Origin of the sequence: Saccharothrix sp. 6-C, assembly GCF_016695385.1 — a bacterium.
GTDB lineage: Bacteria > Actinomycetota > Actinomycetes > Mycobacteriales > Pseudonocardiaceae > Actinosynnema > Actinosynnema texasense.
In genome coordinates this window covers 2,288,555-2,303,772 of the sequence record NZ_CP064192.1, presented here as the reverse complement: position 1 = coordinate 2,303,772, position 15,218 = coordinate 2,288,555, and the positions used below count along the sequence as shown (strand labels likewise).

Below are 15,218 nucleotides of genomic sequence, written 5' to 3'. Positions count from 1 at the left end.
GGCCTCCACCTTACGTGCGGTCGGGCGCCGGTCCGGTGGACTCGCGGACCACCAGTTCCGGCGGCCGGACGTCGACCGACGCGTCCTCGACCTCGCCCAGGGACGCGAGCAGCACGCGTGCCGCCGCGCGGCCCAGACCGATCAGGTCCTGGCGCACGGTGGTGAGCTGGGGGTAGACCAGCTCGCCGAGCGGCAGGTCGTCGTGGCCGACCACGGACAGCTCGCCGGGCACGTCGACGCCCAGCCGGCGGGCGGCGCTCATCCCGGCCACGGCCATCGAGTCGTTGGCGAACAGCACGGCGGTGGGGCGGCGGTGCTCCGCGAGGAGCTTCCCGATGGCGTCGACCGCGCCGGCGGCGGTGAAGTCGGACACGACCGAGTGGCTGGGGGCGAGGTCGTGCGCGGCCAGCGCGTCCTGGAACACGCGGCGCCGGTGGAGGGTGTGGACCCGGTCCTCGGGGCCGGACACGTAGGCGATGCGCCGGTGCCCGTGCGCGACGAGGTGCTCGACGGCCGCACGGATCCCGCTGTCCAGCCCCGTCGCCTGCACGGACGGCACCGGGTCGGCGCGCCACGGCGTGCCGATGAGCACGGTGCGCACGTCCAGGGTCCGCAGCAGCTCGAACCGGGTGTCGCCGATCCGGCTCTCGGTGAGCACGACGCCGTCGACCCGCCGTTCGTCGGCCAGCCTGCGGTAGGCGACCTCCTCCGCGCTCGGCTCCTCGCCGACGATGTGCAGCAGCAGGCCGTACCCGAGCGGGGACAGCTCGCCCTCGATGCCGGAGATCAGCAGGGTGAAGTGCGGGTCGGCGCTGAGCAGGTCCGGCGAGCGCCGGGCGACCATGCCGATGGCGCGCGTCTTCGCCGAGCGCAGGGCCACGGCGGCGGCGGACGGCGTCCACCGGAGCTTGCTCGCGGCGGTCAGGACGCGGTCGCGGGTCGGCGCGGAGATGCCCGCCTTGCCGTTGACGACCTTCGACACGGCCGCCACCGACACGCCGGCGAGAGCGGCGACGTCGGCGATCGTCGGCTTGCGGCTGGCCACTCGGTGAACGTTACACCGGCTGATCGCAGTGCCTCGACATACGTCAGGTTAAACGATATACCTGTGGCCATGCAGCGCAACTCCGCCAAGCTCGCCGGCCCCGACGTCTGGGTCGGGGTCAACTACTGGTCGCGGACCGGCGGCCCGTTGATGTGGCGCGACTACGACCCGTCCGTGGTGGACGAGGAGCTGCGCGTGATGCGCGAGCACGGGATCGGCCTGACCCGCAGCTTCTGCTACTGGCCGGACTTCATGCCGGCCGAGGACTCGCTGGACGGCGAGCTGCTGGCCCGGTACGACGACTTCCTCGACCGGCACCGCGCGTGGGGGATGCGGACGATCCCGACCTTCGTCGTCGGGCACATGTCGGGCCAGAACTGGGACCCGGCGTGGCGGGACGGCCGGGACGTCTTCACCGACGAGTCGTTCCTGGACCGGCAGCGCTGGTACGTCCGCGAGCTGACCGAGCGGTGGCACGACCACCCGGCGGTGGCGGGGTGGCTGCTGAGCAACGAGATCCCGATCTACGCCGACTGGCGGTCGCGGGGCATCGGCACGCTGGACGCGGACGCGGTCACGGCGTGGGCGGCGGCGTTGATCGGCGAGATCCGCGCGGCGGGCGCGACCCAGCCGGTGTCGGTGGGCGACGGCGCGTGGGGCGTGGAGGTCACCGGGCTGGACAACGGTTTCCGGGTGCGCGACCTGGCGCCGCTGATCGACTTCCACGGGCCGCACGTGTACCGGATGGACGACGACCAGGTGCGGCTGCACCTCGGCGCGGCGTTCGTCTGCGAGCTGCTCGACATCGGCGGCAAGCCCGTGGTGCTGGAGGAGTTCGGCGTGACGTCGGACTACGCGTCGGAGGAGAACGCCGCCCACTACTACCGGCAGGTGCTGCACACGACGTTGCTGGCGGGCGCGACCGGCTGGATACCGTGGAACAACACCGACTACGACCACCTGGCCGACCAGGAGCCGTACCGGCACCACCCGTTCGAGATGCACTTCGGGCTGACGGACTCCGAGGGGCGGCCGAAGGCGCAGCTGCGGGAGGTGCACGCGTTCACCGAAGTGCTGCGGCGCACGGACTTCGCGCGGCTGCGACGGCCGGACACCTCGATCGCGTTGCTGGTGTCGTCGTTCCTGGAAGCGCGGTACCCGTTCACGCAGCCCGAGGACGCGACCGCCGTGGCGGACAACTCGCGGCAGGCGTACATCGCGGCACGGGAGGCGGACCTGCCGGTGGGGGTGGTGCGCGAGCTGGACGGCGTGCCGGAGGACTGCGCGTTGTACCTCGTGCCGTCGGTCAAGCAGCTCACCGCGCCGACGTGGCGGACGTTGGTGGAGCGCGCCGCCGCGGGCGCGGTGGTCTACGCGTCGTACTTCGTGGGCGAGCACCGGACGCAGCGCGGGCCGTGGTGGCCCGACCTGGACGAGACGTTCGGCGTGGTGAAGCAGCTGCGGTACGGGCTGGTCGACCCGATCGAGGACGACTCGCTGCGGATGGTGTTCCAGCGGGACTTCGGCGGCATCGGCGCGGGCGAGGAGCTGGTGTTCCGGGTCGGCGGCACGGCCGAGTCGCGCGCGTTCCTGCCGGTGGCGCCGGACGGCGCGGAGGTGCTGGCGGTGGACGGGCACGGGCGGCCCGCGCTGCTGCGGCACCGGGTCGGCGACGGGTGGGTCGTGCTGTGCACGTACCCGTTGGAGCACATGGCCGCGATGACGCCGCGGGTGAACCCGGAGCCGACGTGGCGGTTGTACGCGGCGCTGGCCGCAGTCGCGGGCGTGCCGCCCGCCGTCCGGGTGGACGACCCGCTGGTGATGACGGGGCTCATGGAGCACTCGGTCGACGGGCGGGTGTTCGCGTGGTTCGTCAGCCAGCACGCCTCGCCGGTCGTGGTGCGACCGGTGCTCGACGGGCGGTTGGTGACGTTGGACGGCGCGCCGATGGCCGCCGTGGAGCTGGCCGCGTACGGCGTCGTCGTGGCGGAAGTGCGGGAGGTGCAGTCGTGAAGATCGCGGCGGTGGAGGTCGTGGTGACCTGTCCGGGGCGGAACTTCGTCACGCTCAGGGTCACCACCGAGGACGGGATCACCGGGCTGGGCGACGCCACGCTGAACGGGCGCGAGCTGGCGGTGGAGGCGTACCTGCGGGAGCACGTCGTGCCGCTGCTGGTCGGGCGGGACGCGTCGGCCATCGAGGACACCTGGCAGTACCTGTACCGGGGCGCCTACTGGCGGCGCGGTCCCGTGACGATGGCCGCGATCGCCGCCGTCGACACGGCCTTGTGGGACATCAAGGCACGTGCGGCGGGGATGCCGCTGTACCAGCTGCTCGGCGGGGCGTGCCGGGTCGGCGCGCTGGCCTACGGGCACGCGTCGGGGCGCGACCTGCCGGAGCTGTTCGACTCGATCCGGCTGCACCTGGAGCTGGGGTTCCGGGCGATCCGGGTGCAGACCGGCATCCCCGGGCTGGCGACGGTGTACGGGGTGGCGGCGTCGGCGGCCGGCGGCGGCGACCGGTACGACTACGAGCCGGCGCGGCCCACCGCGTCGCCGGTGGAGGAGAGCTGGGACACGCGGGCCTACCTGCGGCACGTGCCGTCGGTGTTCGAGGCGGTGCGGTCGGAGTTCGGCCCGGAGCTGCCGCTGCTGCACGACGGCCACCACCGGATGACCCCGATCGAGGCGGCCCGGCTGGGCAAGGCGTTGGAGCCGTACGACCTGTTCTGGTTGGAGGACGCGACGCCCGGCGAGGACCAGGCGGCGTTGCGGCTGATCCGGCAGCACACCACCACGCCGCTGGCGATCGGCGAGGTGTTCAACTCGGTGCACGACTACACGACGTTGCTGAGCGAGCGGTTGATCGACTACGTCCGGTCGGCGGTCACCCACACGGGCGGGGTGACGGCGTTGAAGAAGGTGCTGGACTTCGCCGCGGTGTACGGGGTCAAGTCGGGGATGCACGGGCCGACCGACATCTCCCCGGTCGGCATGGCCGCCGCGCTGCACCTGGACTTGGCCGTGCACAACTTCGGCATCCAGGAGTACATGCCGCACTCGGCGGAAACGCTGGAGGTGTTCCGCACGTCCTGCACGTTCACCGACGGCCTGCTGCACCCGTCCGACGCGCCGGGGCTGGGCGTGGAACTGGACGGGAACGCCGCCGCCCGCTTCCCCTACCGCGCCGCCTACCTGCCGGTCAACCGCCTGGCGGACGGCACCCTCCACGACTGGTGAGCCGTACGCTCGGAAGATCGGACACTCCCTCCGGTGTCGGTCGACGGGTTCTTCGAAGGGCTCGACGGCCCAGTCGACCGGCACTCGGTGGATGGCAAGCTGCACCGGCTCTCAACGCCGAGCACGTCGATGAGCGTACTCGAAGGGGCGGCGGATCTACGACCTGATGGACAAGCACTACCCGACTGCAGGCTGCTACGCGGCCGCCTCCCGGGGGTGGTGCAATCCGCCCGGATATGGCGTGGCATGCCCAGGGTCGTGTACTGACGGACGTGGGGGCAGTGGGACCGAACTCGACTATCGTGCGTGACGTGGTGCCGGAGGAGGTTCTGGCGTCGAAGGCTTCGGTGGGCGCGGACCTGGGGCGAGCGGCCGAACCTGGACGTCCCGTTGTGCCACCTCGGCCTGATCGACCATTACCGGGTGTACGTCCACTCCGTGCTGTTGTGCTGCAGGCAGCAGATTCAGGCCCGAGAACGACCAGGCGAACCTGGAGCTGATCGGGCCGCGAGCGTTCGACAACGGAGTGGTAACACTGCTCGACAGAGTCGCCAAATTTACAACTACTGGCTAGTTCAATTGAATAATACCGCTCGAAGACATGAAACACCGAGAGCTTACCGAGCCCGAATCAGTGGAAAACTAAACCATTTTCAGTCGCATTGAACCAACTCAAACTTAAGTCTAGATCGAGCCAGCGACACGCCATGAGCGGAACATATCCACGATAGTCATCATGGACGTAAGACATGAAGCGCCAACCGTATTTTGGCCGATCGCGGCAAGAGCAAACGATCTAGCATTCGCCGAGCTACCGACTAGAAGTCAGTAACCATCCAATCCACCGGAAATTTCGCGGCGTCACGTTGAATGATCGGACGGTGGTCGACCCGAGCGCGACCCACAGTTTCACGCCACGCAGACTTCAAATCGTCGTGAACCCGGAAAGCCCGATGACTTCCCTCGTTCTTCTCCGCATACTTGCCTGCCTGGGTATCAATAAACCTCAAACTTACATGTGAGGAAAGTTTGATTTTTGCCACCAATATATCACCGACACCTTCTTTGATTAGACGTACCGCGCGACTTGCAAGAATGTCAAAGCTAGACGCGATGGCCAAAGCCTGTTTACAGAAATTCTCGAGATCCACGGGCTGGATGTTCGTGGAAGTGCTGTGCGCGGCGCTGTGCCGGTTTTGTGCACCCTGATCAAATTGAGCCTTTAGTGGCAAGCTTCCGAAACCACAACGAGACGCTATGTTTGACATTTCATTCCACGCGTCCGCCACCTGTAGGCACCGCAGTATCTCGGCAATCTCTCCGCTTGATAGGTTTGACCCTTTATATCCAAAACTGTAGGGACTTATCTGCAATGCCCCCTGCCCCGTGCTCGCGATCTCCCCGGCCGCTTGCTGTATCAACGACAACGGGTCTTCTCCCGATCGCATCAGCATCAAGGCACGGCTATGAGCGGCGCGGGCCGCTTCCATGGTTGCGGCATGTTGCAACTCTTTTGGAAGATCCTCGAAGTGAACGATGGTCCGACTAAGATGAACAAGCAGTTCTGCAATCCTGTTTCTAATGAAATCTTCAAGAGTAGTAAAGGCAACGACCATCAGCCCGTTCCTGATGAGAGAAGCCCGCTGGTTATGCTCTTTTGCAGTAAGCTGCTTATCGATAAGAAGTTCTTCCTGCAAAGCTGCCCTGGTCACCGAGATACGATCGATGAGAGCGGCACGCGCAGGAGATAGTGTACTCATCGACCAACAGTCCTCAGTAGATCGTACATTCGTTCCACGCGTAGGCGCACCCGACTCGGCGTGTTGGTCGCCACTCGAACAGCTGTTTCGAATTCGTCATCATTGAAAAGATCACGAGTGCCATCGATCACGCTTGTACGCCTTCTCACCGCCGCTTCCGCCTGCTTGTCGGTCAGAAGACCGATGGCGACCATTTGAGCGTCATACATTCCCGCAAGAGCCTGATCACGCCAGCTATTCTTATCCGGACGCTTGAAGGCAAACTCACCCCAAATGCTCTCACAGTATCCTATAGACCTCTGGAAAGAAAGTTTATATTCCGCCACTTCACGAGAGCTCGCATCTTCGTGACGCTCCATGAAGTTATCCATTGATTTTCTATAATCACTGGAGAAGTTCTGCCACTCTTCTGTCAGAGTCAAGTACCTCAGAACAAACTCGACGTCAGTCATAGCCTGATAAGCTGGTGAGCGATCGTCCTTGATCTTGAGCTGTTTTCGCAAGAAGGAATTTTTTGACAGTTCGATCAGCGCGTCGTTGAGAAGGCCACGGTATATGACATTGCGGATCTCCTGGGCATTAAGAGGTTGTCCCCCTGAGTTCAGCCGGTGAAAGACCTCATACTTTGTTTGCCGCCCCGATTGACGCAAAATCGTGATAGCTCGGATATAAGGCCGAACGGTGAGTGCGTTCTGAAGACGTTTAGGGAGATCCGAGAAGTAAGCCCCCTGCACTTCCGGGAAACGGTCTATAAAGTTCAGCTGATAACCATTACGCATATAGTTGGCGATTGCAGTGATGCGCTGCTTGCCATCAATTACCGAATACTTGCCGAAGTCGTCCTCAGCGAGATAGACGGGCGGGACGGGAATGTTCAGCAAGAAAGATTCAATCAAGGCGGACTGTCGCGCGATGTCCCATCTTTCCCTACGTTGAAACTGCGGCCGGATGTCAATCGATTCCGCTTCGACCATTGCCGCAATAGTTTCGAGCGAAAGATCGGAGGCCTGTAGCACTAGCGCATTTTGCGCATCTTCAAATCTCTTAGTGATCTCTGCTTCTCGATTCACAAATACACCTGTCGTTCTGCGCGAATGAAAGTTACGATAGATTCCACGGGTGACTTCGAGTCTTCAGTTGCTAAAATTCACCAAACTGATCGTGTAAAGAAGCGCGCAACGTTCTGTCATAGAGCATCCTCCATGTCGCACGATGCCCCTTGTCGCCGATTCGTTGCCTGGGCCATGTATCGACAGCATGGGTTAGCTCCCGTGGTTGACAGGGTGCCTGCCTTCAACTCGGCCAGGCATAGCGTAGAGATCACGCGCGAAAGCATCGCATGCTTGGCCGGGTGCTGTCCGGCCAGTAGGCACGACGGCGCGAAGTGGTGGCCTGATGTCGAGTGCTGTGATCGTGAGACTGCGTGTTCTCGCTCACGGTGACCGCGTCTGATGGGCACGCGGGTCAGATCCCTATGCAGAGCGGTCAGAGGCGGAACTCGGCGCGGACCACGGCGGCGTCGAAGGCGCGGCTGCCCGACTGGACCGGCATGGTGTCCGGGGGGCGCGGGCCGATCAGGGCGGTCGCCTCGGCGGGCAGGCCGGCCCACTGGTCGGCCACGGCCACCTCCAGCGGCGTCCCGGGGTCCAGCTCGCAGGTGATCTCGCGACTGGACGGGCCGTAGAGGTCCAGCACCGAGCCGGGCAGGTCGGTGGAGCCGAGGCGGCACGCCCGCCGGCCGGGGTCGGACAGCGTCACGTGGGTCCGCCACGCCCGCGCGTTCGGCGTGACGCGGAACGTCACCGTCCGCACCGGGCCGTCGATGGCGGCCACCGCGGTCACGCCGGGCGCGGGCAGGCGCAGGTCGGGCGCGGCGGCGCGCATCATCGGCTTGTCCAGCGCCGGGTACGGCAGCGTCACCCGTTCCGGGTTCTCCCCCAGCACCCGCGAGGTCCACTCGTCGGGCGCCGGGTCGGCGGAGAGCCAGCTCGCGCCGCCCGTGTCCTGGAGGTAGACGAGCGAGTCGGGGCGCGGCTCGTCCGGCGCGAAGCCGAACCGCGCGGTCCCCACCGCGATCAGCGCCACGGCCACCGCGGTCACGCCGAGCGCCGGCCACCACGAACCCGAGGGCAGCAGCGGCAGCAGCAGCACACCGGCCAGTGCCGCGAACACCACCGCGACCGCGCTCAACGGCATGCCCAACGCCACCATCATCGTGCCGACCAGCGGCGGGAAGGTCGCCGCCGCCACCAGCGGCGCGACGAAGGCCAGCCGGGTCGTCCACAACGCGGGCAGGCCGAGCAGCAGCGTCCACTGGAACAGGAACCCGGCGCCCGGCACGGCCACCGTGGCGGCGGCCAGCAGCACGGCCGTCACCACCAGCACCCCGGCGACGACCTCGGCCGGCGACCACCGCCGCGCCACCCGCGCCGCCGCGACCAGCACCGCCGACCCGAGCACGCAGAACCCGGCGACGAACCAGCCCCGCTCGTGCGGCTCCGACAACGCCAGGAACCCCAGGCCCGGCCGCACCGCCGCCACCAGCGCCCACGCCCCGAACGACACCGCGCCCACCACGACCACCGCGCCGACCGCCACGCCGGCCACCCCGAGCACACCGGACCACCGCAGCCGGCCACTCCGGACACCCGCGACCAACGCCGACGCCAGCGCGACCACCGTCACCGCGGCCAACGCCACCGCGAGCCACGTCGGGTAGTGCACCAGCACCCGGGAGAACAGGTCGAAGTACACCGCGTCACCGCCACCGCCACCGGCCCGCAGGTCCCGGTCGCCCAGCGCCCGCACCAGCCCCACCATCGTCTCGCCGTGGTGCTGGAGGCTCCCCCGGTCCAGTCGCGACAGGTCGTCGTAAGGCGAGTGGTAGTCGTGCACGTGCTCGATGAACGCGCTGTTCAACCCCCGCGCGCCCGCGTCCTGGAAGATGGTGAAGTCGCTGTAGTTCGGCATCCTCCGGTAGACCTCGTAGGCGAACGAGTTCGCGATCGGCCTGCTGCTCGCCCGCCCGAACGCCGACACGAGCGGCGCGTTGTCCGCACCCGTCTGGAACATCCACACCGGCCCGCCGCTGCCCCGCGCCTCCCAGTTCAGCACCGCGCCGACGCCGTCGACCCCGTGGCGCCGCACGTACGCGTCCGCGCCGAGCGCGCCGGCCTCCTCGCCGTCGGTGAACAGGAACACCACGTCGTTGCGCACCCCGCCGGTGGTCAACGCGCGCAGCGTCTCCAGCATCGCGGCGACCGCCGCGCCGTCGTCGGCCGCGCCCGGACCGGTGGGCACCGAGTCGTAGTGCGCGACCAGCAGCAACGCCTTGCCGCCGCTCACCGAGGGCTCCGCGCCGGGCACGCGCGCGACGACGTTGTGCGTGGTGGCCACCCGGACCCCGCGCCACGGCCGCACGACGTCGTCGGACTCCACCGCGACGTCCGCGCCGAGGCCGCGGGCGGTGTCGACGATGTAGTCGCGGACGCGCTCGTTGTCCGCCGAACCGATCGGGTGCGGCCGCTGGGCGATGGCTGCCAGGTGCCGCTCGGCGCGCCCGGCGGCGAACTCCGCCGGCGGCGCGTCCGCCACGGGCGAGGGCGGCCGGAACCCCAGCACCGCCGTCACACCCACCCCGGCGATCACGATGAGCAGGACCAACACCCGACGGGCGCCTTCGACCATCCGGAGACCCTAACCCGGTCGAAACCCGATCGACAGGGCCCGGAAGCGCCGCGCACCATGTCCGCCATGGACGCCCTTCCCGCCGGTCACACCGTCCGGCCGCCGCGCGCGGACGACGCCGAGCCGATCCTCGGCCTGGTGCACGCCTGCACCACGGCGGTCGTCGGGTTCGCCGACTACACGCTCGACGAGATGCGGGACGAGCTGGCCCGGCCCGGGTTCGACCTGGCCCGCGACGCGTGGCTGGTGCTCGACGCGGCGGGCGCGCCGGTCGGGTACGCGACCGCGAACGGCAAGGGCGGCAGCGACCAGGTGGACGTCGAAGTGGTGTCCCGGGACCCGGTGCTGGTGGACTGGCTGTTCACCAGGGTGCTGCGCCGTGCCCGTGAGCTCGGGCAGGCCGGCGGGCACGACGCGGTGACCGTCGACCACGGCGTCTACCGGGACGACGTGGCGCTGCGGGAGCGGGTGGCCGCGCTGGGGTTCGAGGTCGCGACCACGTTCCACCGGATGCGGGTCGACCACGTCGGCGACGTGCCGCCGCCCGCGCCCGTGCCGGGGCTGGTGCTGCGGCAGGCCGTGGACCCGCGGGTCCGGCGGGCCGCGCACGAGGTGTGGAACGCGTCGTTCGCCGGGCACTTCGGGTTCGTGCCGAAGACCTACGGGGAGTGGCACGACGGGCAGGACCGCAAGTCGGTCTTCGACTGGTCGGGGCTGTGGCTGGCGGAGCTGGACGGCCGGCCGGCCGGGTTCCTGGAGCGCACCGACCAGTTCGCCGACGAGAACCGCGGCTACGTCGGCCACCTGGGCGTGCGGGCCGGGGCGCGGGGTCGCGGGGTGGCGAAGCACCTGCTGGGGCACGCCTTCCACCTGGACGCGCGCGACGGTCGCGTGGGCACGGTCCTGCACGTCGACTCGAACAACCCGACGCCCGCGCTCGGCCTCTACGAGTCGGTGGGGATGCGGCCGGTGCTGGTGATCGACGTGTGGCGCGGCCGGTTCGGGTGACCGGCCGCGACGCCGCCGGAGTCCGCTAGGCGGCCTGCTGACCGTCGATCGCCCACTGCCCGTTGATCTTGACCAACGTGTAGAGGTGCCGCTCGGTCTGGGTCTGGCCGGACTTGAACGTGTACGACACGGTCGCCGTCACCTGCTGCGGGCCGACGGCCTGCACGTCGCTGACGGACACCGCGCTCATCTGCCCCCAGAAGCCCTGGTAGGCGCCGAAGCTCGGCGACCTGGCGGCCTTGAACCCGTCGGTGAGGCGGCCGTAGGCGGTCTCCAGGTCGTTCGGCAGCAGGCCGTAGTACTCGCTCAGCGCCTGGTCCGGGCCGATCTCGACGGGCGGCTGGGTGGTGTCGGAGGTCGTCGGTCCGGGCGGCGGCGTGGTGGTCGTGGTCGGCTGCTCTTCCTCGGTGGTCTGGTCGGGTCGGGTCTCGGCGGGCGCGCCGGTGGTCGCCTCGGCGGTGGTCTGGCTGGTCGGGTCCGTCCCCGCGGCCGATGAGCCGTCCCCGTCCCGGGTGACCAGGTACGTCACGACGGCGATGGCGATCAGGGCCACGACGGCGAGGGCGATGAGCGCCTTGCGGTCGCCTCGCTTCTCCTCGTCCGGCGGCGCGGACCGGGCCGGTGCCGGCCGGGGCGGGTCCGGTGGGGACGGGTTCGGTTGCGGCGGCGCGGGCCGGACCGGGGCGGAACGGGCCGGGGTGGGCTGGACCGGGGCGGGCTGCACCGGAACCGGCTTGACCTGGGCGGGCTGGGGTTCGGGCGTCGGCTCGACGGGCGTCGGCTCGGGCGTGGGCACCGGATCGAGGGGTGAGGCCAGGATCGCGGTCGGCGTCGGGGACGGCGGCGCAGGCGGCGGCGTCGGGCCGTCGAACCGCACGTCGCGCAGCATGTCGGCGGCCTCGGGCATGCTCGGTCGGGTCTCCGGGTCCGTGTCGAGCAGGCGCATCAGCACCGGCGTCAGCGGACCGGCGTTGCGCGGCGGCGGGAACCGGCCGTCGGCGACCCGGTGCAGCAGGGCGATGGTGTTGCCGTCCACGCCGAACGGCGGCGTGCCCTCCAGCGCCGCGTACAGCGTCGCGCCCAGCGCGAACACGTCGGCCGGGAACTCGCCCTTCCCGCCGCGCGCCACCTCCGGGGCCAGGTAGGCGGGCGTGCCGACGAGCAGCCCGGACGCGGTGACGGTCGCCTCGTCGGTCGCGCGCGAGGTGCCGAAGTCGGTGACCTTGACCGTGCCGAACTCGGTGACCAGCACGTTGCCCGGCTTCACGTCACGGTGCGTGACACCCGCCCGGTGGGCGGCGGCCAGCCCGTCCGCCAGCTGCACGCCGAGCCGGGCCACCTCCTCGGCCGGCAGCGTGCCGCGTTCGCTCATCACCGTGGCCAGGCTGCGCGACGGCAGGTACTCCATGATCAGCCACGGGTGGCCGTCGTACTCGACCACGTCGTACAGGGCGATCACGTTGGGGTGCGACAGGCGGGCCGCGATGCGCCCCTCCCGGACCGCGCGGTCGATCGACTCCTGGTCGAACCCGGTGCGGGACAGCAGTTCCTTGACCGCGACGATGCGGCGCAGCCGCTGGTCCTCGGCCCGCCACACCACCCCCATCCCGCCCGTGCCGATCCGCTCGGTCAGCCGATACCGGCCTGCGATAGTGCGGTCCACCACCCGTGCTCCCAACGTCGCGCGCACGTCCGGCGACGGGGTACCCGATCGGGCTACCACTCGAACGTGCGTTTCAGTCGTAACACTTCCAGTGGTCGTTTGTCCCTTCACCACGCGGGTCGGTCACGCAGGTGAGCCGCGCGCCACCGAACCCTCGGGGGGCGTGTTCCGCGGACTCGACGGCACGGTCCTTTGTGGACTTCGCCGGTCGGCTCTCACCGCCAGCGGGGTTCGTCGGCGCCCCAGGCGGTCGGCGGGTGGTCCCACGTTCCGCCGTGGACGAGCGGCGGGCGGGCGTGGCGGAGGACGCCGTAGGGCGACGGGGTCTCGACCAGCCAGGGGTCGGGGTCGTAGGCGCCGCGCGCGGGTGAGGGTTCGGCGTCGTGCAGGAGCCAGGACGCGGTGGCGGCGAGCGACAGGTCCAGGCGCCGGCCCAGCGGTTCGGTGAGGGCCCGGAGGACGGCGGCGGCGAGCAGGTAGCCGGTGCCGTGGTCGAGGGCTTGGGCGGGCAGCACGCCGGGGGTGCCGCCCGGTCCGTCGGCGCGGCCCAGGCCGTCGGCGCTCTCGGCGGCGGCGATGCCGGTGGCGGCCTGGACCAGGCTGTCGAACCCGCGCCGGTCCGCCCAGTCGCCGGTGTGGCCCCAGGCCGTCAGCCGGGCGATCACCAGGTCGGGGCGTCGCGCGTGCAGTGCTTCCGGGCTCACGCCGTGGCGGTCGAGCGCGCCCGGCCGGTAGCCGGTGACGACGACGTCGGCGTGGTCGAGGAGGTCGTCGAACGCGCGCCGGCCGTGCCGGGTGGCCAGGTCGAGCAGGGTGGAGCGCTTGCCCATGCCGGTGTCGGCGTGGATGTCGGGGTCCTCGGGCAGGTGGGGCGGGTCGACGCGGAGGACGTCCGCGCCGAGGAACGCGAGGGTGCGGGTGGCGACCGGGCCCGCGATGACCCTGGTGAGATCGAGGACCCGGACGCCGTCGGCGGCGCGCGCGGCCGGCGGGAGGACGCGTTTCGCGGCGGGCGTGGGGCGGTCGTCGACCAGGGGACGCCGGGTGGGATCGGGTCCGGTGGCGACCGCGACCGCCAGGCCGCCCGCCGCGTAGACGGTCTCCTGGACCTCGACGGCTCGGCGGGTGGCCAGCTCATCGGCCAGGGCGGCGCGGTCGTCGGCCACGCCCAGGGCTCCGAGCAGGCGTTCCTTGTGGTGGGGGTAGTTGGCGTGGGTGCGGACCCAGCCGTCGGCGGTGCGCCAGAACCCGGACAGCGGCGCGAAGCCGCCGCCCGGGCGGCCGTCGACGCGGAGGTGGCGCTCGCTGGTGAACGCCGTGGCGACGGCGGCCTCGTGCACCGTCACCGGCGGGATCGGGGTGTGGTCGCGCGCGGCTTTCAGCTCGGCCGCGGCGAGGGCGCACACCCCCACGGTGGCGCGTGCCAGGTCGCGGACGGGCAGTCGGGCGCTGAGCACGTCGCCCGCCGAGGTGTAGTCGACCGTCAGGTCGGGTCGGCCGCCGAGGGCCGCCCAGGCGTGCGCTGTCACCGGGTCCACGGGTGCAGTGTGCGTCTTCCGGGGGCCTGTTGGTGGCGGGTCGCGGCGATAAGGTCGATCACCATGGACTACCCGATCGCGCGTCGTCCCGGGTTCGACCCTCCGGCGGAGTTCGCGTCGTTGCGGGTGGACGCGCCGGTGTGCCCGGTGTCGTTGCGGCACGGTCAGCAGGCGCACCTGGTGACGCGGTACGACGACGTGCGGGCGGTGCTGCGGGATCACGACCGGTTCTCGTCGGACCCGAGCACGCCCGGCTTCCCCCAGCTGCGGCCGGTGGTGGACCGCAAGGCCGCGCCGGGGAGCTTCCTCGTCACCGATCCGCCCGAGCACACGCGCTACCGCCGGATGGTGACCGGCGAGTTCACCGTGCGTCGGATGGAGGCGTTGCGCATCGAAGTGCAACGCATCACGGACGAACGCTTGGCCGCGCTGCGGTCGGGGCCTCGGCCGGCGGACCTGGTGAGCGCGTTCGCGCTGCCCGTGCCGTCGGACGTGATCTGCCTGCTGCTCGGCGTCCCGGTGTCGGACCAGGAGTTCTTCTCCACCCGGAGCCGCGCCCACCTGGACCGGTCGCTGTCCGCCGAGCGGGTGCGGGCGGCGTTGGACGAGCTGCACGCCTACCTGGCCGACCTGATCCGCGCCCGCCGCCTCGACCCCCGCGACGACCTGATCAGCCGCCTGGTGCGGGAGCCGGGGCTGACCGACGAGGAGGCGGTCGGGATGGCCGTGCTGCTGCTCGTCGGCGGGCACGAGACGACGGCGAACTCGATCGCGCTGTCCGTGCTGGCGCTGCAACGGGAGCCGGCGGCGTGGGAGGCGCTGGTCGCGGCACCCGGCCTGGTCGACAACGCGGTGGAGGAGCTGCTGAGGTTCTTGAGCCCCGTGCACCACGGGGTGGTGCGGGCGGTGGCGGGTGAGGCGACCGTCGGCGGGACGGTGCTCGCGGCGGGCGAAGGCGTGATCGCCTCCCTGTTCGCCGCCAACCGCGACCCGGCCGCGTTCCCCGACCCGGACCGCCTCGACCTGCGCCGGGACGCGCGGGCGCACCTCGCGTTCGGCAGCGGGGTGCACCAGTGCGTCGGGCAGCTGTTGGCGCGCCTGGAGATGCGCGTGGCCCTGCGGGCGCTGGTGACGCACCTGCCGACCCTGCGCCTCGCCGTGCCGTTCGAGGACGTCGAGTTCAAGTTCGACGCGCCGATCTACGGCCTCCGCTCGCTGCCGATCACCTGGTGAACCGGGCGGTGGGCAGTGGCCGGCGCCCACCGGCGCAGGTGGGCG

At 70.0% G+C, this 15,218-nt stretch carries 10 protein-coding genes; 4 read left to right on the top strand and 6 right to left on the bottom strand.

What is annotated here, in order from left to right:
• Positions 1-10: 10 nt before the first annotated feature.
• Complete coding sequence (locus IOD16_RS10525; protein ID WP_236594873.1) at positions 11-1,045, bottom strand: LacI family DNA-binding transcriptional regulator; 1,035 nt, start codon at positions 1,043-1,045, stop codon at positions 11-13.
• Positions 1,046-1,114: 69 nt separating this feature from the next.
• On the opposite strand from IOD16_RS10525, the gene IOD16_RS10520 reads away from it, so the two are divergent.
• Positions 1,115-3,058: a cellulase family glycosylhydrolase gene (locus IOD16_RS10520; protein ID WP_201439878.1), complete on the top strand. Its 1,944-nt coding sequence runs from the start codon at positions 1,115-1,117 to the stop codon at positions 3,056-3,058.
• A complete protein-coding gene (gene manD, locus IOD16_RS10515; protein WP_201439877.1) occupies positions 3,055-4,284 on the top strand; it encodes a D-mannonate dehydratase ManD in 1,230 nt (409 codons plus the stop codon). Before IOD16_RS10520 ends, manD begins: the two co-directional genes overlap by 4 nt.
• 818 nt (positions 4,285-5,102) lie before the next feature.
• On the opposite strand, the gene IOD16_RS10510 is transcribed toward manD, so the two are convergent.
• The 3 genes from IOD16_RS10510 to IOD16_RS10500 all read right to left on the bottom strand — a co-directional run bounded on the left by IOD16_RS10510 (position 5,103) and on the right by IOD16_RS10500 (position 9,731).
• Positions 5,103-5,996 (bottom strand): HEPN domain-containing protein, encoded by an 894-nt coding sequence (locus tag IOD16_RS10510; protein ID WP_201439876.1) that lies wholly within the window; start codon positions 5,994-5,996, stop codon positions 5,103-5,105.
• Positions 5,997-6,040: 44 nt separating this feature from the next.
• Positions 6,041-7,114: a DUF262 domain-containing protein gene (locus tag IOD16_RS10505; RefSeq protein WP_201439875.1), complete on the bottom strand. Its 1,074-nt coding sequence runs from the start codon at positions 7,112-7,114 to the stop codon at positions 6,041-6,043.
• A gap of 415 nt (positions 7,115-7,529) precedes the next feature.
• Complete coding sequence (locus IOD16_RS10500) at positions 7,530-9,731, bottom strand: M20/M25/M40 family metallo-hydrolase (RefSeq protein WP_201439874.1); 2,202 nt, start codon at positions 9,729-9,731, stop codon at positions 7,530-7,532.
• Between the two features lie 66 nt (positions 9,732-9,797).
• Here IOD16_RS10500 and IOD16_RS10495 point away from each other — a divergent pair, with 66 nt between their 5' ends.
• Positions 9,798-10,739, top strand: coding sequence for a GNAT family N-acetyltransferase (locus IOD16_RS10495; protein WP_201439873.1), 942 nt, complete (start codon positions 9,798-9,800; stop codon positions 10,737-10,739).
• A gap of 25 nt (positions 10,740-10,764) precedes the next feature.
• Here the strand turns inward: IOD16_RS10495 and IOD16_RS10490 are convergent, their stop codons facing one another.
• Positions 10,765-12,405, bottom strand: coding sequence for a serine/threonine-protein kinase (locus IOD16_RS10490; RefSeq protein WP_236594872.1), 1,641 nt, complete (start codon positions 12,403-12,405; stop codon positions 10,765-10,767).
• Between the two features lie 212 nt (positions 12,406-12,617).
• Positions 12,618-13,940 carry a CoA transferase gene (locus IOD16_RS10485; RefSeq protein WP_201439872.1) on the bottom strand — a complete coding sequence of 441 codons (1,323 nt, stop codon included), beginning with the start codon at positions 13,938-13,940 and terminating at the stop codon, positions 12,618-12,620.
• A gap of 63 nt (positions 13,941-14,003) precedes the next feature.
• Between IOD16_RS10485 and IOD16_RS10480 the strand changes: the two genes are divergently transcribed.
• The gene (locus IOD16_RS10480) at positions 14,004-15,173 is read left to right on the top strand and encodes a cytochrome P450 (RefSeq protein ID WP_201439871.1); all 1,170 of its coding nucleotides are present in this window, start codon (positions 14,004-14,006) and stop codon (positions 15,171-15,173) included.
• Positions 15,174-15,218: the final 45 nt, after the last annotated feature.

Bases quoted from the DNA above. Each gene is read 5' to 3' on its own strand.
- IOD16_RS10520 (WP_201439878.1), top strand. From the start codon at position 1,115: ATGCAGCGCAACTCCGCCAAGCTCGCCGGCCCCGACGTCTGGGTCGGG.
- IOD16_RS10500 (WP_201439874.1), bottom strand. From the start codon at position 9,731: ATGGTCGAAGGCGCCCGTCGGGTGTTGGTCCTGCTCATCGTGATCGCC.
- IOD16_RS10495 (WP_201439873.1), top strand. From the start codon at position 9,798: ATGGACGCCCTTCCCGCCGGTCACACCGTCCGGCCGCCGCGCGCGGAC.
- IOD16_RS10480 (WP_201439871.1), top strand. From the start codon at position 14,004: ATGGACTACCCGATCGCGCGTCGTCCCGGGTTCGACCCTCCGGCGGAG.